At 43.6% G+C, this 22,833-nt stretch carries 14 protein-coding genes; 7 read left to right on the top strand and 7 right to left on the bottom strand.

What is annotated here, in order from left to right; genetic code table 11:
- Nucleotides 1-9: 9 nt before the first annotated feature.
- The gene (locus tag GD630_RS13935; RefSeq protein ID WP_143866181.1) at nucleotides 10-2,451 is read right to left on the bottom strand and encodes a fasciclin domain-containing protein; all 2,442 of its coding nucleotides are present in this window, start codon (nucleotides 2,449-2,451) and stop codon (nucleotides 10-12) included.
- 329 nt (nucleotides 2,452-2,780) lie between these two features.
- Between GD630_RS13935 and GD630_RS13940 the strand changes: the two genes are divergently transcribed.
- The 3 genes from GD630_RS13940 (at nucleotide 2,781) to GD630_RS21450 (ending at nucleotide 6,831) form a co-directional block, all read left to right on the top strand.
- Complete coding sequence (locus tag GD630_RS13940) at nucleotides 2,781-4,271, top strand: glycoside hydrolase family 28 protein (RefSeq protein WP_143866182.1); 1,491 nt, start codon at nucleotides 2,781-2,783, stop codon at nucleotides 4,269-4,271.
- Nucleotides 4,272-4,291: 20 nt separating this feature from the next.
- Nucleotides 4,292-6,178 (top strand): rhamnogalacturonan lyase, encoded by a 1,887-nt coding sequence (locus tag GD630_RS13945; protein ID WP_143866184.1) that lies wholly within the window; start codon nucleotides 4,292-4,294, stop codon nucleotides 6,176-6,178.
- A gap of 530 nt (nucleotides 6,179-6,708) precedes the next feature.
- Nucleotides 6,709-6,831 carry a hypothetical protein gene (locus GD630_RS21450; RefSeq protein ID WP_262890819.1) on the top strand — a complete coding sequence of 41 codons (123 nt, stop codon included), beginning with the start codon at nucleotides 6,709-6,711 and terminating at the stop codon, nucleotides 6,829-6,831.
- A gap of 294 nt (nucleotides 6,832-7,125) precedes the next feature.
- On the opposite strand, the gene GD630_RS13950 is transcribed toward GD630_RS21450, so the two are convergent.
- The 6 genes from GD630_RS13950 to GD630_RS13975 form a co-directional block, all read right to left on the bottom strand.
- Nucleotides 7,126-7,674 (bottom strand): DUF5043 domain-containing protein, encoded by a 549-nt coding sequence (locus GD630_RS13950; RefSeq protein ID WP_143866188.1) that lies wholly within the window; start codon nucleotides 7,672-7,674, stop codon nucleotides 7,126-7,128.
- Between the two features lie 534 nt (nucleotides 7,675-8,208).
- Nucleotides 8,209-9,141, bottom strand: coding sequence for a rhamnogalacturonan acetylesterase (locus GD630_RS13955; protein ID WP_143866189.1), 933 nt, complete (start codon nucleotides 9,139-9,141; stop codon nucleotides 8,209-8,211).
- 40 nt (nucleotides 9,142-9,181) lie between these two features.
- On the bottom strand, nucleotides 9,182-9,970 hold the full coding sequence (locus tag GD630_RS13960) for a fimbrillin family protein (RefSeq protein WP_143866191.1): 789 nt from the start codon (nucleotides 9,968-9,970) through the stop codon (nucleotides 9,182-9,184).
- 46 nt (nucleotides 9,971-10,016) lie between these two features.
- Nucleotides 10,017-11,795, bottom strand: a complete 1,779-nt coding sequence (locus GD630_RS13965; RefSeq protein WP_143866193.1) for a fimbrillin family protein — start codon at nucleotides 11,793-11,795, stop codon at nucleotides 10,017-10,019.
- A 20-nt stretch (nucleotides 11,796-11,815) separates the two neighbouring features.
- Nucleotides 11,816-12,715, bottom strand: coding sequence for a fimbrillin family protein (locus tag GD630_RS13970; RefSeq protein ID WP_143866195.1), 900 nt, complete (start codon nucleotides 12,713-12,715; stop codon nucleotides 11,816-11,818).
- A gap of 49 nt (nucleotides 12,716-12,764) precedes the next feature.
- Nucleotides 12,765-13,634 carry a FimB/Mfa2 family fimbrial subunit gene (locus GD630_RS13975; RefSeq protein WP_143866197.1) on the bottom strand — a complete coding sequence of 290 codons (870 nt, stop codon included), beginning with the start codon at nucleotides 13,632-13,634 and terminating at the stop codon, nucleotides 12,765-12,767.
- 255 nt (nucleotides 13,635-13,889) lie between these two features.
- Here GD630_RS13975 and GD630_RS13980 point away from each other — a divergent pair, with 255 nt between their 5' ends.
- From GD630_RS13980 to GD630_RS13995, 4 genes are all read left to right on the top strand, one after another.
- Nucleotides 13,890-16,010 carry a rhamnogalacturonan lyase family protein gene (locus tag GD630_RS13980; RefSeq protein ID WP_143866199.1) on the top strand — a complete coding sequence of 707 codons (2,121 nt, stop codon included), beginning with the start codon at nucleotides 13,890-13,892 and terminating at the stop codon, nucleotides 16,008-16,010.
- A 119-nt stretch (nucleotides 16,011-16,129) separates the two neighbouring features.
- Complete coding sequence (locus GD630_RS13985; RefSeq protein WP_143866201.1) at nucleotides 16,130-17,371, top strand: rhamnogalacturonan acetylesterase; 1,242 nt, start codon at nucleotides 16,130-16,132, stop codon at nucleotides 17,369-17,371.
- Nucleotides 17,372-17,398: 27 nt separating this feature from the next.
- Nucleotides 17,399-19,936: a glycosyl hydrolase 115 family protein gene (locus GD630_RS13990; protein ID WP_143866203.1), complete on the top strand. Its 2,538-nt coding sequence runs from the start codon at nucleotides 17,399-17,401 to the stop codon at nucleotides 19,934-19,936.
- Between the two features lie 21 nt (nucleotides 19,937-19,957).
- On the top strand, nucleotides 19,958-22,792 hold the full coding sequence (locus GD630_RS13995) for an exo-beta-1,4-galactosidase (protein ID WP_238482919.1): 2,835 nt from the start codon (nucleotides 19,958-19,960) through the stop codon (nucleotides 22,790-22,792).
- The last annotated feature ends 41 nt before the right edge of the window (nucleotides 22,793-22,833 follow it).

Below are 22,833 nucleotides of genomic sequence, written 5' to 3' on the forward strand. Positions count from 1 at the left end.
TAGATTTTCTTATTCCTGAGGATTTGTTTTAAACCAGATAATTCCGTCCACTGCATGAATGACGGACAAAGGTCCCATATAATTGCTCTTTCCTTCGCCACGGACCGGTGATACCGGATCTGTCCCTTCCACTTTCACCCAATTGTTACTTTTAATATCCTGAAAACGGAACTTCAAAGAGTTGCTTTCATCCTTATAGACATCTACCAATGTATTGGCAGACCATAAATCCACATCGGCAGCGGTCAGCTTATAAGCCGTTGTCAACGAAAGGCTCTTATTTTTTCCCGGTTCCATATAAGGCAATCCATCATCCACAACGACTGTTCCGCTAAGGAAACACAGTTGCAGGAAGCGTTCCACCAAAGGTTTTTCCTCTGTAGAGAACTCCGCACTACCGGCAGGTAATGCAGGAATCTTTCCGGCGGTTACAGCGGCTTGTATAGCAGCATCGGTAGGAATCAGGACGGTATAGAAAGTTCCGGACTTAATAAAAGAAGGGGCACTTCCGCCATACACTCTATCCATATATTGTTTGAACAACCGACAATCGCTGTTCTGCTCGGTATATGAAGCAATACGGCTGTACAGAGTCGGATCTGTCCAGGCAGCCACCCCGCTACCGGTCTTGCGAGGACTGTATTGCAACATTTTTCCCGCTGCAATATCCTCGTCCTTGATTCTGAATACCCGCCCGTTGTTGTAAGCGAAATCCGTCATTTCTTCCACTTCCACCTCTTCGCCATCCAGAATATTTCCCAGTCCTTGCAGTTTATTGTTCTTGAAACGAACGACATCCCCATAAGCATTTACCGCATAGCCGTAACCATCGTATCCCAAAGCCGAGAAGCCATTAAAGTCCTCCAACTCCGTCGCTCCTTTGGTGCGCTGAAAAATACACATACGGAGTAGTCTCTTCAAACGATCGTCCACTGAAGAAAGTCCGGCGTTCTTTGCATCCTCATTCACAAACTTACCGTTTATCTCATCATACGAATATCCGTCCATTTGCAGCAACCTGTCGGAAGGTAACACCAACAGATAATCTACCTCTTTATTTCCGTTCAAGACACTTTTAGTCAGCTCTATCAGCCAGTCACCGGTGAAGAACTTGCCAAATGCCACATCCGCCAACGTACGGCAATCCTCATTCAACAGAATTTCCGAATAGACAGTATTAAAATATTTACTCTTAACAACTTCCTTCGTATCATACAGCACTCCATTGCTAGCGAAGTGACTTCCTGTGATACAGTCCTCAAGCCGGGGACCGTCTATCCCTTCCCCATTCAAAAATTCGCCATTGGTATTCTGTTCATTCGCGAACTGAGAAGGCCAGATAATACGGTCTACCATATGAGCTTTCAGAAAATAACCTAATGTAGTCAATGAAAGATCGGATAGTTTTTCAACACGGGCGCGGGCAAGTACGGTTTCTTCAAACTGAGTAACTGCCTCATTGGAGGGAACTAGCAATGTATACCCCTGCTGTTCGGTAGTAGCGGTCTCTGTACCTTTATAATCTTCGTTATTAAGAAGGTAGGGGAGATTAAGGTATGTCTTGCAATAAACAGCCGAGATGTTACGGTCCGGATAGAGCTTTTTATAGACTTCCGTCGTATTCTCTCCAAGCAAATAAGACATAAACAAATAGGAATCCCCGACTTTTGTCTCCAAAACATTCCGGAACTCTTCACGTCCGTTTGCCTTCAACATTTCATCAAGATTATCCAAAGGTTCGTTGACGGCCGATACCTCATGTATAATCCCGTTTTCGGCATAGATATCTTTATTAATGACACTGCCGGCTGCCGCATGCAAACCGGAATAGGCCGTTCCCTGAAAGAATGTTTCATAATCGACTGGCAACAGTTTGCCCTGCGAGAAATATGTTGAAGTAAGGATAGGCAGATATTTATACGGAGTCAGCACGGTGGTAACATCTGCCGGGCTGTCCACAACCCATTGCTCCTTTCCGTCAATCGTCTCCCTGTAGAGAGTCTTATAATAAGAGGTACGTTTCTTTACGGAACTTCCTTCTTCCCATACGGAACTCGAAAGTACATCTCCCAAACGGGCAGACTCGAAACGGTTGAAGACCATTGAATAGGCCACAATTTTAGTCAGTACCTCGACGGGAACTTCATCGATAGAAGAATAATTGTGTTCGGAAAGATAATGGCGGAAAGCCTCATCATTCGGAGCAAATACCGTATAATTAGCCGCTCCTTTGAGGATAGAGCTATACAAGGTTTTATCCACTGCATGCAGATACAGGGAGAAATTCCCCCTCTCCGTCAGCACATCGTAAATAGGAGGTTCCAGCCAGGAAGGACGTTCATACTGTTCTTCCCTATCAGTACAACCTGTCAGCACCAGCAACAAGACCAGCCAACAAGTCCCCAGCCAACCAAAACTTTGCTTACATAAACTCAACAATGTGTGTATCATAGTCTTAAAATTAAAATGGAGTTACGAACAATTTTTATTTATGCCACAAAGATAAGCGCAGACGCATACTGTTAAGAATGGACTATCGTACTTTTGTATGGACTATCCATGTATCCCATCCAGAAGGCCTTCAGACTGCGATTATCAGAGACGCATGGACTTTTTATGTAATTCATGGACATTCTATCGCACACGGTTAACACCCAAGAAATAATCCATGCTTTCGTACATCACTCCATTCGCCTCCTTGATAAAAGCCGCTAATTTAGTCGAAAAAAATAACGAGGGCAATTGCTCCATATAAATCTTAATCATCTAAAGTTGATCAAATGAGAATTAACAGCATTCTTACTTCTCTTCTAACCACCGTATTCCTGACCGCCTGCAACTCCGGCAGACAGGCGGAAAACGCCTATGACTGGGGAAAACTCCCTAAGCAGGCGGACTTGAACTGGGCGGACAGTGTAGGCAGCAGAAAGCAACCGGAAGGAACAATCGTATCTGCCAACTCTTTCGGTGCGATAGCCGACAGCACCAAACTTAGTACGGAAGCTATCCAAAAAGCGATTGACAGTTGCGCTGCTTCAGGAGGCGGAACGGTAACACTGGCTCCCGGACACTATCTGGTAGGCGCTTTGTTCATCAAAAGCGGTGTCAATCTGCTACTGGACAAGGGAGTTACTCTACTTGCCTCTACCGACATTAATAATTATCCTGAGTTTCGTTCCCGCATTGCCGGCATTGAAATGGTATGGCCATCCGCCGTCATCAATGTTGTCAAACAGAAGAATGTGGCTGTCAGTGGAAAAGGAGTTATCGATTGTCGGGGAAAGAAGTTTTGGGAACAATATTGGAAAATGCGTAAAGAATACGAATCGAAAGGCTTGCGATGGGCTGTGGACTACGACTGTAAACGCGTACGAGGTATTTTGGTAGAACGTAGTACGGACGTAACTTTAAAAGACTTTACCTTAATGCGTACAGGTTTCTGGGCTTGCCAGATTCTTTATTCCGACTATTGCAGTATCAACGGACTCAAGATTAACAATAATATTGACGGACGAGGGCCGAGTACGGACGGGGTAGATATCGATTCCTCCTCGAATATACTGATAGAGAACTGTATGATAGATTGCAACGATGACAATATCTGCCTGAAATCGGGCAGAGGCACAGACGGGCTGCGTGTCAACCGCCCAACGGAGAATGTAGTGATACGTCATTGCACCACCCATAAAGGGACAGGGCTTATCACTTGCGGAAGCGAAACTTCCGGCAGCATACGTAATATTCTGGGGCATGACCTCACTGCTCAGGGAACCTGGAGTGTTTTGAGATTGAAAAGTGCCATGAGTCGGGGAGGAACCATAGAGAATATCTACATCACCCGTGTGAAAGCCGACAGCGTGCGGAATGTATTAGCCGCCGATTTGAACTGGAATCCGCAATATAGTTACAGCACACTGCCCGAAGAATATTCCCATCAGGAAATTCCCGAGCACTGGAAGACACTGCTTACTCCGGTAGTTCCGGAGGAAAAAGGCTATCCTAAGTTCCGCAATGTATATCTTTCACATATCAAAGCGACCAATGTAAGGGAATTTATCTCCGCTTCCGGATGGAACGATACATTACGCTTGGAGAACTTCTTCCTGTATGCCATTGAAGCACAAGCACAGAAAGCGGGACAAATCCGGTACAGCAGAAACTTTAATCTGGCAGAGGTCACACTGGATACTAAGGACAATACCCCTATTATCTCAGAGCACAATGACAAATGTAATATGCAGCTTAAAAGCTCTTCCACCGGGAATTTATAGAAACTAAAAAATAAAACAGTATGAAACGATGTATTTATTGGTTGATATGCGCATTGTCATCTATCATAACGATGAACGCCCAGCCCAATTATAATTATTCAAAATTGCAAAAAGAAAAGCTCGGACGAGGTGTGGTTGCCATCCGTGAGAATCCTTCAACCGTAGTAGTCTCATGGAGGTATCTCTCTTCCGACCCGATGGAAACGGCTTTTAATATATATCGGGATGGGAAAAAACTGACCTCCCAACCGATAGTGACGGGTACGCTATTTCGTGACGAAAACAGTAGTCAGAAAGCTGCGGTCTACGAGGTACGTCCCGTAGTAAAAGGAAAAGAAACGCATCTACTCGACGGGAAATACACGCTTCCCGCCAATGCCCCCTTAGGCTATCTGCAGATCCCCTTAAAGAAACCGGCAGAGGGGATCACTCCGGCAGGCGATACATATACATACAGCCCGAATGACGCTTCCATCGGTGATGTAGACGGTGACGGCGAATATGAAATCATCCTAAAATGGGAACCTAGTAATGCAAAAGACAACTCTCACGACGGATATACGGGTGAAGTATATATCGATTGTTACCGGATGGACGGCAAACAGTTGTGGCGCGTTAACTTAGGGAGAAATATACGCGCCGGAGCACACTACACTCAGTTCATGGTGTACGACCTGGATGGTGACGGGAAAGCGGAAGTGGTGGCACGTACTTCGGATGGTACTGTAGACGGGAAAGGGAAAGTGATAGGCAACGCCAAAGCCGACTATCGCGAACCCGGTGTGTTCGACAAAAAGAAGAACAAACTCACCCGTCAGGGACGTATTCTGGAAGGTAACGAATATCTGACTGTATTCTCCGGACTTACCGGCGAGGCTCTTTATACCACCGATTACATCCCTGCTCGCGGCAATACCAAAGACTGGGGCGATACACGCGCCAACCGCAGCGATCGTTTCCTTGCCTGCATAGCCTATCTGGATGGCATCCGTCCTAGCGTAGTGATGTGTCGCGGTTACTACACCCGTATCGTGCTGGCTGCCTTCGACTGGGATGGAAAGAAACTGAAAAAACACTGGGTATTCGACACAAATACTCCCGGAAACGAGGATTATCTCAAACAAGGCAACCACAATCTCCGCGTAGGAGACGTAGACGGTGACGGATGCGATGAGATTATTTATGGTTCGTGTACAATCGACCATAACGGCAAAGGGCTCTACTCCACCAAGCTCGGACATGGAGACGCTCTCCATCTGACACAAATCGATCCAACCCGCAAAGGTTTGCAAGTATGGGCCTGCCACGAAAACAAACGTGACGGAAGTACTTACCGTGACGCCGCTACGGGAGAAATCCTGCTGCAACTTAAAAGTTCCAGAGATATAGGTCGTTGTATGGCAGCCGACATCGATCCGACATCTCCTGGAGTAGAGTTATGGTCATCGGGAACGGGCGGCATTATCAACTGCAAGGGTGAACTGATTGCTCCGAAAACAAAAGGCTTCCCTATTAATATGGCTGTCTGGTGGGATGGAGACCTATTGCGGGAAGTACTGGATAAAACGTATATCAGCAAATATGACTGGGAACAGAAACGTTTCATCCCGTTCATCGAATTTGAAGGAGTAGCCTCCAATAACAGTACCAAAGCTACCCCCTGCCTGCAAGGAGATATCATCGGCGACTGGAGAGAGGAGGTCCTTTTCCGCTCAGAAGACAACAATTCCCTACGCCTGTATGTATCGACAATCCCAACTGACTACCGTTTCCATACTTTTCTGGAAGATCCGATATACAGAATCAGCATTGCCACCCAAAACGTAGGATATAACCAACCAACACAACCCGGTTTCTATTTCGGAACGGACTTAAAAGGAACTTTCAGAGGATATAAGTTCAAATAAAAATGTAGCAAGAAAAATAGACTAACTATATTTTGACAAAAGAGCAGAAGAACAAAAAAGAGAAATTATATATAAACAAAAACTGCATAGCAAATTTCTTCTTTTGTTCTTCTGGCAAAGCGAATATAATCTATCAGTTTTAATGTTTGCTTTTTTAACTAAATAAGTCCAACGACCAACACTAACCCGATTATGCAACATTATCCGCCACCATTGCATAATCTGAATTTGGATGTTCTTCAAAGAATTTAGCTTGATAATACATGTAATTTGCTATCCAACCATTACTTTCCATACCCTAGAAATGGTTTGTCTGCAATCATATCCATCGTACAATACCATATCAATAAACGGCCGTCAGCAGATACTTTTTTATACAAGTACATTACCACACAGACAAAAAGTAAAACCATAAATAGCATACATTTGTCGTGGCAGCAATCCACCAGGCACGCGAATCTGTCAATAATAGTCCGACAAAAATAATAAGACAGACTAATGTTCCAATTAATCCAAAACTATTCCGACCAATGTATAAACTGACACTGACTACCAAACAGATTGCTAAAAATCCGCCGAGTGGACTGGGCTTCGCAAATGTACCTGTCACGCTAAATAAAGAATGGTTACTCTCAAGAAAAGAGAATTTTTGAAGAATTTCAATATTTTGATTGATATCAAGAATTAAACATTCTAATAGAAACCGTACAGAAAGTCCCTATTGCCGAACGAACAATGATAAATGAGCACTTAACCTGCATTTGCAAAATCTCTCTATGTCAAAATCATAAAAAACGCCAATTAATATATGATGTTTTTAGGCGATACTGTTTCATTCTTTTGAGCAGAAACAAAAAAGGAGCTAGTGAAAAATATAACAACTAATAATCCTGTTACTTTCATTCTTAAACAATGCTTATTATTGACAATACAAAGACGAAAATCAATCAGGCAATAAATGCTCCGATTTCTTGTCTCCATGTTCGTACCAGATAATTCATTTTCTTTCCCTCCGCAGTTGTGGTAAACCAAATGTTCTCTTTTAGTCCTATCTCTATCTTGCGATAGACAGAAATTGGAATTGTTGCAAAAGAATTAGTAGCAAGAAAAGTGAAATCTACTTCTATTACCTTCCCTGTATTTGAATCTATATACATACATATATCTAATTCCTCTCCACGTGTACGTTGCTTCTCCTCAACAGAAAATGCGTTATTAACAATGGAATAACATTTCCGTTTTGTCCATGTATCATCTTTTGTATCATCAATATCGTATGGAAAGGGTGGTTCTTTCCCAGTATCTTTAAACACCCACTTTGTATAAGTTAGTTCGTTATCTTTATTATATAATCGAACTCGCTTAGAACGCTGTACATCACACTGATAAGTATACCCATTTTCATAGAATGTTCTGCTAACATCATAATAATGTGTTTGCACAGAAAGATAGGCTACACAAAACAAAGTACTGATTAAAGTTATTATCATTCTCATACTCAACAATCTTTAGTTAATGTTCTCAAATTAGAAAAGTTGCTCAATAATCCACTTCTTGTATCGTCATATTTATAAAGACCCGGATCATCAAGTAAAGACTTTAGCAACCTATTAGTATAAAATCCCAAAAACATTTTTATCGACCATCTGCAAGCAAATCGTTCCATCACACTATAAATAAACATTCTATAATGTTACAGACAACACTAGCAGCAGTACAAAGAGAAATAAACTGTTTTCATTCATGAATTTATTCGTCTGACAACTGTTTCTTTTTCGTCTGACAACTGTTAGACGAAAGAACAACAACTGTCAGACGAAAGTTTAACAGTTGTCAGACGAATAGTTTTATGTAGCATTAGGGATAATTTCATTAGGTATCAGAAACAAATATATATACTGACAGGAACTAAATTATAAACCAATCGGAAACGGCTCATGCCTTGAAAACATGAGCCGTTCCAGTATTGTGGTAAAAATGAATTATTGTTCTTCTATTCCTTCTCTGAACTTTGAAAGTAGCGTTTCTCGCTAAATTACCGGAGTCCCATAAGTTACGCCTTCATCTTCCGTAATCTTTATCAACTTGTTCTTAATTTCCGGTTTCGGACCATATTGCCCTGTACGTACGAGCACTTTACACTTTGTCTTTGCAGGAATTGCCTTTAAAGCCTCATCCAAAGTAAAGAAGTCACCACTTCCGTCCGTAGCTACCACATAATCAAAGTGGCGAATATATTTACCCAATTCAGGAATTTTCTTACCGACCGCATCAATCGCCATTCCGGCAAAGACGCGGGAACCTTTGATATTCAGATGTGTATCGTCCTTCTTACCTGCCCACATATACAGTTCCTTCGACTTTTCCGGTCCCATCTGACACACCAAATCATGAGTCATCTTATTCATATCAATAAAGGGTACATTCAGTTCTTCGGCTACCCGCTTGGGAGAAAGGAGATACTCGCCATGTGTATCCAGCAAGGAATCTGTGAACTGCCCTGCTGCGTCCTGACAGAACTTACGACGAACGATAGAGTTGAAAAGAACGGGGATACCGCCTTTTGCACGGGTTTCGTTCACAAACTTACGCAGGTTATCATCAAATGTGCCGCCCGGTTCGGTATAAAGTTTCGGGTTTTCCTTTTTCTCGTCATTATGTCCGAACTGGATAAACACATAGTCACCCGGTTTAATCAGAGCGACTACTCTCGCCCATCTTTTTTCGTTGATAAAACTCTTGGTGCTACGTCCACTGGCAGCATGGTTGGAAACAACCACTTTATCGGACGGAAAAAAGCTGCCCAACATCATCCCCCATCCACGTTCCTTGTTCTTCGGATTTTTGAGGTTACGGTTCGCCATAGTTGAATCGCCAATCATATAAATCGTTACCGGAGACTTTTCTACAATGGCAGAAGTAGAAAGCACCAAAAACGCTAAAAACAGTAATTTCAGTTTCATTATCTTTCTTATTTTAATTTAGTAGGTTCATATCAAGTTCTTACTCCGCATCCACTTTATACAGCAAATATCGTGCAGAAAGCAATTCGGATTCTTCCGCCTGAATCTTAAATTTCTGTGTACCGCTATAATAAGGATAGCCTCCTTCTAAAGAGATTGCCACATTTGGTTTTACAAGATAACGAAAAACTCCTTCCTGACCAACAACAGGATAAAGAATCTTTCCGTCCTCCCACGAAACTACAAGAGAGGTTTCCGCCAGATCAGAAGGGTATTGAACTTCAACTACAATCAATGCCATCAGGTGTTGCAAAGTTACGGTCAAAGTAGTATTAGATACAATGCCTTCACCTTTCATCAGGTCGCTATTGGTGTATCCTTCAGGAGTCGACTGATCTTGCAGAGGAGTAAAATCTGCAAGATACGCATTCAGCTCCGCTTCATCGTTCACCTTCTGATAAGGATAATAAGCAATGTAGTTTACATTGCCGGATTGATGAATCAAGGGCTGATCTGAAGACCAATTCCCGTCATCATCAACCGTACAACAATAATTCTTATATTGTTTTTCTCCATTGTCGGGAGTTATTATCTGCAATATGCCAATCCGGTCGCTGGAAGTAAAACGGGTAGTATAGTCTTCTTCCGAAGTACGCGTTCCAGTGTTCTCTACTCCAGCTGGTGCATAGCTACTGGAAATAACGTTGAGTGATAAAGACAAGCCCTTTTCCGGCAAAGTACTTTCGGAGAATTCTTCGTGCGAACAAGAATTCAAACCTGCTAACAGGAAAACGGAAGCCAGTAACATAAATAATCTATATTGTTTCATAATACTCTTTTTTATTATTCATAAATGAAATGTTGTAATAGGTCGCTTAAAAAGCCAGGATACAACGAACAACAGTAGAAGTCTTACTATTTTTATCGTTGTCTCCCAAGCGCAAAGTACACTTGTTTTTAGTAGTGTCAAAAAGAACCCGACGCACCTTTTTCTGTGCTTGTTCTGTACTTGACCAATAAAAAGTACTCTCGGCAAAAGGGGTAAAGCCTGAGCCACTTACCCCCATTCGCTTATTCAATTCTTCAGATGTAACTTGAGATAAGTTATTCGCATCATTCTTTAGTGTCATAACACCAGTAGTACTACTTGTCCTATTCTTTAAAAGAGCATTTACATCTCCCAAATTCTCCAGAATATCCCACCATTGTCCAATGGCCGGCAAGAACCATCCAGAAGTAGTGCCAGGTGCAGCATATACTTCACTTTCTCCCATTCCATATTTACTAGCATAATAAAATGCATCATAAGTGGTGATATCGGCACTTTCTACCCCATCAAGTTTATTCTCGATCATATATCCCGTCTTACTGTATCCATCTATATCCGAATACATATCGGCAAACCTCGACACATTAGGAAAATAAGTATTATCCTCATCAACATTTTCCCCCCAAGTACAAGCCTCAGAGGCATTAGTCAATGCCATCACATATCCATGCGTCCATCCTTTTGATTTCTCCAACTCGCTCATTCTTCTAGGATCTGTTTGGAACACGACACCAATATAGGCTCTTCCATCTTTGAAATCTGCCGGAGTCTGAGACGGGGTTTCCCAAACTTTCTCTCCTGTCGTGTTATCCACCTCGCGCAAACCGCCATCACTCACGAGCCAACTGTTTCCATCCGCACTACGATAAAAGAAATCACCGGGTTTTATATCATCTGCCGTATAGCAAGTGCGGCTCGTCACCAAATGTCCATCTCCATTCGGAGTCCATTCCGGTCCTGAAACGGCTAATGAAACTTCAACTTCTCCTTTATTGTTTACTGTAACATTATAGACATACAGATAACCCGATTGCAGGTTCGCATCCTCCTCTTCCTCCGGAATGTAATAGGACGGAACATTATTTATGACAATTTTTATAAAAGGGATACCTTTCATTTGCTGAGGAACAAGCAATGCCTGTACGGTTTGCAGATAACCTTCCGTTATCTTGTCACCAGAGAACTTTAGAGGAACAATCTCTGTGTTTCCGGAAGTCTGTGCCACTGTCCCCGAAATCATATCCAACTCACCGGAGGTCAACGACATATTGACAAAACTAATAGAGGCATCTTTTATTGTTTCCTCATCTTCCACTCCCTCACCTGCTTTCAAGTTTAATTGTACTTTTGCAGGTAAATGATAAAAGTCTAAGGTTGGCTGATCCGAAAAAGAAAAATGATTCCGAGCTCTCAAAAAATCACTATTCTGATAACCATTCTCCAGATTCTGATCTTGCTGTACAGAAAATGAAACAGGAACTTCCGCCTCATTGCAAGGATACCAAGCCAATACGTCAACTGCCTCAGTTTTATTTTCCCAATAAAAAGGTTCATCGGCAGTCAGTCCGCCATTCTCGTCGGCAGTATACAGCTTCACTTCCTCACCTATCTGTATGGCTACTTTTTCCGTACCGTCCCAACTACCTTCCGAAGTTGTCCGTGTCAACGGCCGATCGAACACTTGTCCTACAAACGTCATCGGATAGGTGCCGTCAAGCACACTGTTTCCCCTTTCTTCATCAGAGGTACATGACATCAATACATTGCCTATGGCAACAACGAACAGCCATGCAAACAATCGTAGTTTTCTATTCTCTATTATCATACTATTCAGATTCTAAAGTTCTACAAGTTTATATCTATATCTTTGTCGGGAAGTTCATCATTCCATCCATGAATGGCGGAGGAAGAGACGGCAAGCCCGGTACGGTTCACTTTAACGTTATATTCATATACTTTACCGCCTGTCAAAGCCAAATTAGAAGAGTCCTTGCTTCTTAAATGAACACCTTCATAAGCGGTCCCGTTATGGATCAGAGAGAGAGCGGTCCCTCCGGAGACAGTTTCCGGAAATAATATAAACGAATAAGTATTCGCATTTGCCGCAACGGTGCTTCCATCCGTAAATTCCAACCCTCCGGCAGTTGCCGTATTCGCCTGAGCAATTCCCGCCAACGTATCAAACGAACCGGAAGCATGGAGAGAAGCCAGACGGACTGTGCAACCGCTAAAGTCTGTATCTACGGCAAAACCTGTGCCCGGAATAAAATTCAAGACCACCTTACACATGGTATGATGAAAGTTAAAGTTCAGCATCGGAGACGATAAAGAACCTTTGGCGGTGGCATACAGATAATCAAAGTTTTTACTGCCTGTCTGGTTGCTTATGTTCGCTTCGAGCAGCGTGTGCCCCGATGCAGTATAAGGATAATATGCGGAAAACTCCGATTCTTCCTCATCGATATAGTAGATAACAGCACCCGGTGCAGGAGTAAAGGAAGAGCCTCCGGTAAAGTTATGTCGCCTGTTTGTATAAGTCACATCCCCACTTGTTCCGGATATGCCGATTGCATCTTCCTCCTCCCACGTATCATTCGCCATTCTCGAAGCCGCTTCTTGACTGATCATTCCCGATACACCGGCAGATACCGGCATTTGTCCTGTCGTATCTCCCATCTCTTGCTGGTTATTGCAGGCGGTCAATACCATCAATGATAGGACCGTCAAAAGAATTCTGTTTTTCATGATTCACTAATTTATCAAGCTATAATTAAGAAGTCGTTTTAAGAATTGTTTATTGAATCTCCACATTATCCGGACCGTCTGTAAACTCCGGCTCCCACGTATGGATATTGCCTGACGTTCCGGCTCCTTCGGGAAGTTCGAGCGCAGCCTTGAGATAAAGCGGAGAGATATCGTTTCCGAAGTATCTCAGTTCCTCTGTCATATCACTGACCAAAGAACAGGTCCTGCCTCCCGTCAACGGTAACGACAAGGAAAGTGTCTGCTCATTCCCCGCTATACCTATTATATAGATGGTAGCCGAATAAGCTCCGGTAGACAATTGCTTTGTGAACACCGGCTTTATACTTTTGGGTTCAGACAGTTCTCCCGTAGACAGGTTAAAGGTGGAAGCAATGCCGGATAATGTCGCCTCAATCTCTCCTGCCACCTGTCCGGGCTCTCCGCCTTGAGGAACCAGTGTCAATGTCAACTGACGGACACGCTGTTTCATTTTAATAGAGGTCTTCACCGTTTTGTCGGGTTCCACTACCACCGCTTTAGCACGGGCATTAGAGAAAAACCAACCAGGCTGTTGCAAGGTCCCGTCTTCGCCATGCGCAACGCTGGCTGTAAGATTATTCACAGTCACATTGGCAGGCTTATTATAAGCTACCACATCATACGTCCCGACATTCAAGGCAGATTGATAAGTTGCAGTCCGGTTATCCACATTCCGTTCGCCGATTCCGGTAATAAAAAGAGTGTAATCGTCCGGAAGTTGCGCTTCCGCAGAATAATCCCCCCAATCGGCAGTGATTTCGACAGTACCTTGCTTGGATATTTCATCTCCTTCATTATCGGAACAGGAGATATGCAAGAACGTAATTCCCGATAATAAAAGAGGGAAAACATACGCGGTCATCATTTTACGAGTTTTCATAATAGTATAAATTCATGTTTGATTAATAGCTCAAAATTCTAGCATACAAAGGCTTGCTTTCACTTTATGGCAAAATTAAACGGAATAGAAATAATAGAAAATGGACAAACGTACACAAACCAGCACAGATTATCAAACCGGCACACAAACGAAGGTCTCATCGGCAAATAATCCATGTAAACGTACAAGTATCCATGTCACAAACGCCAGACTCTCCTCATCTTTGTATTCGAACGTTAACCAAATGTATTCACCATGAAATATTTACGCTATTTGTCATTGATCGGAATGCTGCTCTTTATTATTGCTTGCGGAGATGAGTCCATACAGTCACCGGAAGACAATAACACAAATAATGCAGAGAATCAAGAGGAAGAACCCAAAGAGGAAGTTATCAAAGGAGAGCGCAGTATGTGGGTCAGCTACGACCCTAATTATAAGGATGTAAAACAGCATACTTCCGGTTACTCCCATGCACTAATCAGTTGGAGACTACTCCCGACAGATCCGGATAATATTTCCTTTGATATTTATAAAAGTGAAGATAACGGACAAGAAACCAAACTGAACGAAACGCCTATTGACCATACCACCTGTTGGGCGGACAAAGATATTAACCCTCAAACCACGAACACATATCGCGTTACCATATCCGGTTCAAAAGAGACACTTTGCGAATATACCCTGACTCCCTCAATGGCGCAGACTTTCTACCGGGCTATCCGGTTGAACGCCAACGTGCCAAACCCCGCTATCACATATAATGCCAATGATGCACAAGTGGGCGACCTCGACGGTGACGGAGTAATGGAAATCATATTAAAACGCCAACCCTATGACGGTGCCAATAAAGGCGGATGGCAGGAAGGAACCACTTTGCTGGAAGCTTACAAGCTGGACGGAACCTTCCTTTGGCAGATAGATATGGGAATCAATATACGCTCCGGTTCCCATTATACTTCTTTTATCGTATATGATTTTGACGGTGACGGAAAATGTGAGATCGCTTTCCGCACCTCCGAAGGAACCAAATTTGCCGACAATACGATAATAACAGCCGCCAACGGAGAGGTAAACGATTACAGGCAGCCGGTTGATTCTCCCGGGAAAGGATGGTATTCAGGGAAATCACTACACTCCACTCACGGACTAATCTTTGACGGGCCGGAATATATATCCATTGTCAACGGACAAGGTGTGGAAGTGGCACGTACCAACAATATTCCACGCGGAGGAGAAGGCAGTAATTACGAACGTGCCAAATACTGGCACAATTATTGGGGAGACGACTACGGCAACCGAATGGATCGTTTCTTTATCGGAGCCGCTTATTTGGACGGAATTCCTCAGAATGGCGTCAGGAAAGCCAACCCCAGCCTGATCATCACTCGGGGAATTTATAAAAACTGGCAGGTATGGGCGTTGGACTTTAACGGTTCCTCATTATTGCCCCGATGGAAATTCAATACAAACGATAAAGGATGTGAATCGTACAGAGACATGGGGTCACATTCTTTCAGGGTAGCAGACTTAAACGGAGACGGTTACGATGAGATACTTTATGGTTCGGCAGCCATCGCACGCAATGGAAAAGGTCTCTACTGTACAGGAAACGGACATGGGGATGCGTTGCACGTGGGCAAGTTTATCCCCGACCGTCCGGGGCTGCAAGTAGTAGCTTGCTTTGAAAATCCTAACAAATATATGAATAGCGGCTTCGGCTACGGCTGTGCCGTATTCGATGCAGCGACAGGGAAGTTTATAACCGGCCATGCAGGCGGAGCTACTTCCGGAGATAGCGGAGACAGTGCCGACGAGGATGATGAAGACAATAACCCTCCGGGAGACGTGGGAAGATGCCTGGTAGCGGATATTATTCCGGAAAGTCCCGGACACGAATATTGGTCTGCCGAAGCCAGCGGAGTATACAGTTGCCAAACCGGACAATTGCTTAGCACAACATTGCCTTCTGCCAAAACCGGATCCAAAAGTTATAATAACGCTGTTTTCTGGACCGGAACATTGACCCGTCAGATGTTGGATGATGTAATGGTTCATAGTTATACGAAATCCGCTCCCTGGAATATGTCGCGGGTGATAACTTTCGAAAAATACGGTGGCGGTGTAAAATCCAATAACTCAACCAAAGCCAATCCTTGTTATTATGGAGACTTTCTGGGAGATTACCGCGAAGAAGTGATTTATAGAAGCAGCGACGGATTGTCCATCTATATCTTTTCGACCAATCATCCTACCGAGTACCGGTTTGTACATTTGACGAACGACCATACCTATGATATGTCACAAGCTATGCAGAATATAGGATACAATCAGCCTACACATTTGGGCTATTATATTGGAGAAGATGAAAAATAGCACAATTTATCCATCTTTTCACACGTATATCCATTATACATAAACAAAAAACGCAGTACTTTAGCTACGGAAACAGAAAAGATAAATTTCACTTATTACATATTTAATTTTTACCTGGAATGAAAACAACCTTATTAAGCCTTTTATTACTGGCAACAGCAGTTAGTATAGAAGCACAAAATCTGCCACAGACTTTTCAATTAGCCGATGCTCCACGTTACTCGGAAAAAACCGGATACGGATTCGACCGTGTAGATACACCCAAGAAAAACAGTAATGATCCTTTCTATTTCTCGGTACGTGTGCCGGACGGAAATTACCGTGTCACGGTACGTTTAGGCAGTAAGAAACAGGCAGGGAATACAACTGTACGTGCAGAATCACGCCGCCTGTTCGTAGAGAATCTGCCTACTAAAAAAGGAGAATTCGTAGAAGAAACATTCATCGTCAATAAACGTAGTCCCCGTATCTCCGCCAAAGAATCCGTAAAGGTCAAAGACCGTGAAAAAAGCAAATTGGACTGGGACGACAGACTGACAATCGAAATTAACGGAGATGCTCCCGTATGTGAAAGTATCCGTGTAGAAGCAGCAGACCCTGCCACTCCAACTATTTTCTTATGTGGAAACAGCACAGTAGTAGATCAGGAAAATGAACCTTGGGCCAGCTGGGGACAAATGCTTCCCCGTTTCCTTACGGACAAAATATCGGTAGCCAACCATGCAGAGTCCGGATTATCCGCCAATACATTTATCAGCGGGAACCGCCTGAAAAAGATTATGTCGCAGATAAAGAAAGGAGATTATGTTTTCGTTGAATTCGGACACAATGACCAAAAGCAGAAAGGTCCCGGTAAAGGCGCCTATTACTCTTTTATGACCAGTCTGAAAACCTTTATCGACCAGATACAGGAGAAAGGCGGACAGCCGGTGCTGGTTACTCCGACACGTCGCCGCAGATTTGACAAGGAAGGCCGTACCGTCAATACACATGGCGAGTATCCGGATGCAGTACGCTGGATTGCAGCAAAAGAAAATGTACCTTTGATAGAACTGAACAACATGACCGGTACACTGTATGAAGCGTTGGGCGAAAGCGGTTCGAAAAAGGCTTTTGTACACTATCCGATGGGCAGCTTTCCCGGACAAAAGAAAGAATTGGCCGACAATACCCACTTTAACCCTTACGGTGCTTACCAAATAGCGAAATGTGTGATAGAAGGAATGAAAAAGGCTACCCCGGAACTGACGAAATATCTGAAAACAGATACTTCTTACGATCCCGCCAAGCCGGATAACGTAGACAGTTTCCACTGGTGTCCGGCCCCTTTCTGTGAAATGGAAAAACCCGACGGAAATTAATAGTACATAACCATAAAAACTAATATCATGCTTTTACGTTCTTTCTTACTAATCATCGTTTTCGTATGTAGTCAGATTGTACGCAGTAACGACTTCGTTTGGTACAATGGAAAACAGGCTATATCATACGCCATGCCCCAGTCTACCGCCCCAGTTGTAAAAATAGCTATTGACATGTTCACGGAGGACATGAAACAGGTGACAGGTTTATCACCCAAACAAAGTCCTGCATCCCAAGCAACAATCCGCATTATACAGTTGGACAAAGCGGATAAAAAACAACAGAAGGAATTACGCGGACTAAATATCCCCATTGATGAAATTGCCGCTAAAAAGGACGGTTTTTATATGGCAGTGGCCGGAAGCTCTACGGGAAAACAGCTTTTTGTTATAGGTAGCGACGGCAGAGGAACTGCTTATGGAATATTGGAATTGTCACGTCTGGCAGGCGTATCACCTTGGGTATGGTGGGGAGATGTCACTCCGGGAAAGCAGAACCGGCTCGCTGTAGCCGATACGTTTCAGACTTTTCAGAGTCCGTCTGTCGAATATCGCGGCATTTTCCTGAATGATGAAGACTGGTCTTTACAACCCTGGAGTTGGAAAACGTTCGAACCTTCCAACATCAAAGGACGTATCGGAGCCCGTACTTACAAAGAGATCTTCAAATTACTGTTGCGGTTGCGCGCCAATGCGATTTGGCCGGGTATGCATGGCATCACCACTCCTTTCTACTTCGTGCCCGGTGCAAAGGAAGTGGCCGACAGTTGCGGCATTGCTATCGGTACCTCGCATTGTGAACCTTTAATGCGCAACAATGTAGGAGAATGGAGTGTAAAACGACGTGGAGCCTACAATTACATTACCAATCGTGATTCCGTACAGGCTTACTGGATAGAACGGCTGAAAGAAGCCGGGAAATATGAGAATATGTATACGATCGGTATGCGAGGTATTCATGACGGACACATGGAGGGGGTAAAGACTATGGATGAAAAAGTCAGCGCTCTTCAGCAGGTCATTAACGACCAGCGTAAATTGTTGGCTAAATATACTAATCCGGACGTTACAAAAGTTCCGCAGGTGTTTGTTCCTTATAAAGAAGTATTGCAGATCATGGAAAACGGTTTGCAAGTCCCTGAGGATGTTACACTTATGTGGTGTGACGATAATTACGGATACATGACACGCCTCAGCGATGAAGAACAGCAAAAACGAAGCGGTGGTGGCGGTGTTTATTATCATCTAAGCTACTGGGGACGTCCACATGATTATATGTGGCTGTGCACCACTCAGCCGGGACTTATCTATAATGAGATGAAGCAGGCATACGACCATAATGCCCGTCGTATATGGATAGTCAATGTGCACGATCTGAAACCGTCGGCTTATAATCTCGAACTGTTTCTGGATATGGCCTGGGACATCAATTCCGTAGGTCCTTCTACCTTAAACGCACACCAGGAAAAATGGCTCTGCCGGGAATTTGGCGAACAGGCCGGAAAGAAACTGTTCCCTGCCATGCATGAGTTCTACCGCTTATGTGGTATCCGTAAACCGGAACACATGGGATGGACACAAGTAGAATTAGATAAAAGAAAGTACCCCAGAGGGCGTTCACAAGTGATTGATACCGAATTCAGCCTGACTGAATTCGGCGGAGAGCTAGACCGTTATCTGGATTCGTACGAAGCAATCAAAAAGACTGTTACCGAAGCAGAAGCCCTGATTGCACCCGAACGAAAAGACGCTTTCTTCTCACATATCAAATATCAGGTATTTGCTGCCGCCGCCATGAGTACCAAAATGCTGGAAGCACAACGCGCCCGTTCCTACTCTACCGGACAGTGTGATGAATCTCTTTGGGGACGTGACAAGGCTATGTTATCAGCCTGTGCCAGAAGCACAAAAGCTTATCAGGAAATCAAGGAACTGACTGATTACTATAACAATGAGATGGCGAACGGTAAATGGAAACATTCCATGTGTTTCTACCCGCGGGATTTGTATGTGTTCTATCCGCCTACTCTTCCTATAGGATTGACCGATAAAGAAGTAGATAAATACTTGGCTGAAGGTCCAAAGAAAACATCTTCCCGCAAGGTTAAAACAGATAAATGTATCAGTTACAATGCTTGCAATTATACCCAAGCATCGGAAGGAGCTACGCCTATTCAAGCACTTGGACACAGTATGAACGCTGTTGCCCTGCCTAAAGGCGGCTCACTGACATTTGAATTTGACTGTCCGTGGGAAGGAGAGGCATTGTTACGTACTGCCGTCATACCGACCCAACCGAATGACAAAGGAGATATCCGCTTCAGTGTCAGCATAGACGGAGGAAAACCGCAGGTGCTTTCTTTCCGAGAAAAGGGACGTACGGAGACATGGAAACGTAATGTACTGCGTGGGCAAGCCGTCAAGGAGACTAAGCATTCACTTAAAAAAGGCAAGCACACGCTGACAATCAAAGCGTTGGACAAGCACGTCGTAATAGACCAATGGATGCTCGACTTTAAGCCGAACCGTAAATTTTATGTGTTCCCTATCGAAGGGAATAAATAATTTATATCCGACATATCTGATATGATAATAAAAAGAATAAAACAATTTTTTATCGGAGCCAGTTGCTTATGTGCGACTGTGACAAACGCGCAGAACACAGAAACACTATACTTGTCCGGCACCGGACTGGGAAACACCGTGACTTGGGATTTTTATTGTTCCGAAGGCATGAACAGTGGTAAATGGAGTAAGATAGAAGTTCCTTCACAGTGGGAACTGCAAGGTTTCGGGGAATATACATTCGGCCGTTTCTATCTGGTAAAGGGAGCCAAGCCAAGTGATGAAACGGGGCTCTACCGTTATAAATTCAAAGTTCCCGCTGACTGGAAAGATAAGCAGGTCAGCATTGTTTTCGAAGGAGTAATGACTGATACGGAAGTGAAGATTAACAACAAACTTGCGGGAGATATTCATCAAGGCGGTTTCATCAGTTTTAATTATGACATTACCGACAAACTCAAGTTCGGTAAAAGTAATGAACTGGAAGTAAAAGTATGGAAAGAGTCTGCCAATAAATCGGTGAATGCGGCGGAACGCCGGGCCGATTGGTGGCTGTTCGGTGGTATCTACCGTCCGGTTTATCTGAAAGCCATACCTAAGATACATATCGAACGTATTGCCGTGAATGCAACAGCCGATGGCAAGTTATCAACAGAAGTTCATATGAATAATCTACCAAAGGGGTATTCTCTGGCAACTTCACTGACTCCGGTAGGAGAAAACAAGTCCATCGGAAGGCAAACAACTACTTTGGATAGCGGGAATGTACAAACCATCTCGACTGACTGGGAAGGTATCCGCACCTGGGATTGTGAACATCCCAACCTTTATCTGCTCCGATTGGAACTGCTCGACAATCAAAAAAGACTTGTACATATACACGAAGAACGAATCGGATTCCGTACCGTTGAGTTCCGCCCTAAAGACGGGATTTATATCAATGGAACAAAAGTAGTAATGAAAGGCGTCAACCGTCATAGTTTCCATCCCGATGGAGGACGTACAACAAACAAAGAAATCAGCCTGCAAGATGCACTGCTAATCAAAGAGATGAATATGAACGCGGTCCGCTCACATTATCCACCTGACAAGCATTTCTTGGATGTATGCGACTCTTTGGGAATCTTCTACCTGGAAGAGTTTCCCGGTTGGCATGGAAGATATGATGAGAAAGTGGGAGAGAAACTACTAAAAGAGATGATGGCTCATGACGTGAACCATCCCTGCATCTTCTTATGGAGCAACGGCAATGAAGGAGGATGGAATAAGAAACTGGATACCCGTTTTGCCGATTATGACCCACAAAAGCGGCATGTAATTCATCCGTGGGCAGATTTCAACCAACTGGACACTCATCATTACCCTGCATACCAAACGGGAACGGCACGTCTCGCCAATGGATACAACGTTTTCATGCCGACAGAGTTCCTGCATGGACAGTATGACAAAGGACTGGGCGCGGGGTTGGAAGATTATTGGAGCAATTATACTTCCAATCCGTTATTTGCCGGTGGTTTCTTATGGACTTTTATGGATGAAGCCGTTGCACGTAGTGACAAGGGAGGAATTCTCGACTCAGACGGGCCGAACGGTCCTGATGGTATTGTAGGTCCCAGAAGGGAAAAAGAAGGTAGCTTCTACACAGTCCGCGAAGTATGGGCTCCCATTCAATTCAAAAATATGTTTATCACCCCTTCTTTCAAAGGAGAATTTGCGGTAAGTAATACTTATCTGTTCACCAATTTGAAAGAATGTAGCATGAGATACCGCCTGTATGCTACTCCTTCTCCACTAAAGGGAGGTCAGCGTTCATTACTGAATGAAGGGACGGTCAGCCTACCGCCTATTGATCCGGGAGAAACAGGGAAAGCACGCATGAAACTACCGGATAATTTTTTTCAAGGTGATGTATTGGAACTGGAAGCTTACGATAGAAACGGGAAGTCTATTTGCACCTGGACATGGCCGGTGAAATATGCCGATGAATATTTTAAAAGCCAACGTACACAAAGCACCCCTGCAAAACCTGCAGAAATTAGAAAAGAAAATGAAGATATCATTCTTTCCGCAAACGGAATTTCAGTAACCTTCAGCGGTAAAGACGGAGCATTGACTAAGGTAAAATGCAATGGTCAAGTCATTCCATTAAATAACGGTCCGTTACCCGTAGGCATAAAAGCCGATTTCAAAAAAGGAGAGTCCCACATGGAAGGTAAAGATGCACTTTTCGTTGTTAAATATACAGGGGCCATTGATTCCATCGTCTGGCGTATGACAGCAGACGGTTTACTAGGCATGGATGCTCGTATGTTGAATCGTGGTAACGGAGGTGGATACAAAGGAGAATTCTTTGATAAAAACATCTATTATTTGGGACTCAGTTTTTCATTTCCGGAAAAAGAAGTAAAAGGAATGCGCTGGATGGGACGCGGTCCGTATCGTGTCTGGAAAAACCGGATTAAAGGAACTAATTACAATATATGGGAGAAAGAATATAACAATACCATTACCGGAGAAAGTTTCGAGAAACTAATATATCCTGAATTTAAAGGATATCATGGCAATCTATATTGGGCAACCCTACAATCGGATAAAGCACCTTTCACCGTTTATTCGGAAACAGACGGGCTATATTTCCGGGTATTCACTCCGGAAGAACCGATACATCGAAGAGATGGGGAAAACAGTATGCATAGTTTTCCGGAAGGCGATCTTTCCTTCCTTTATGATATTCCCGCCATACGTTCTTTCAAATCAATAGCAGAACATGGTCCGAAAAGTCAGCCGAGCAGCATTCGCATCAAATCGGGAGACGACGGATTACGCATGAAACTTTGGTTTGATTTCCGTCACTAAAAAATTATAACTGAATGAATTAACAACATAAATTTTAATTA

Origin of the sequence: Bacteroides zhangwenhongii, assembly GCF_009193325.2 — a bacterium.
GTDB lineage: Bacteria > Bacteroidota > Bacteroidia > Bacteroidales > Bacteroidaceae > Bacteroides > Bacteroides zhangwenhongii.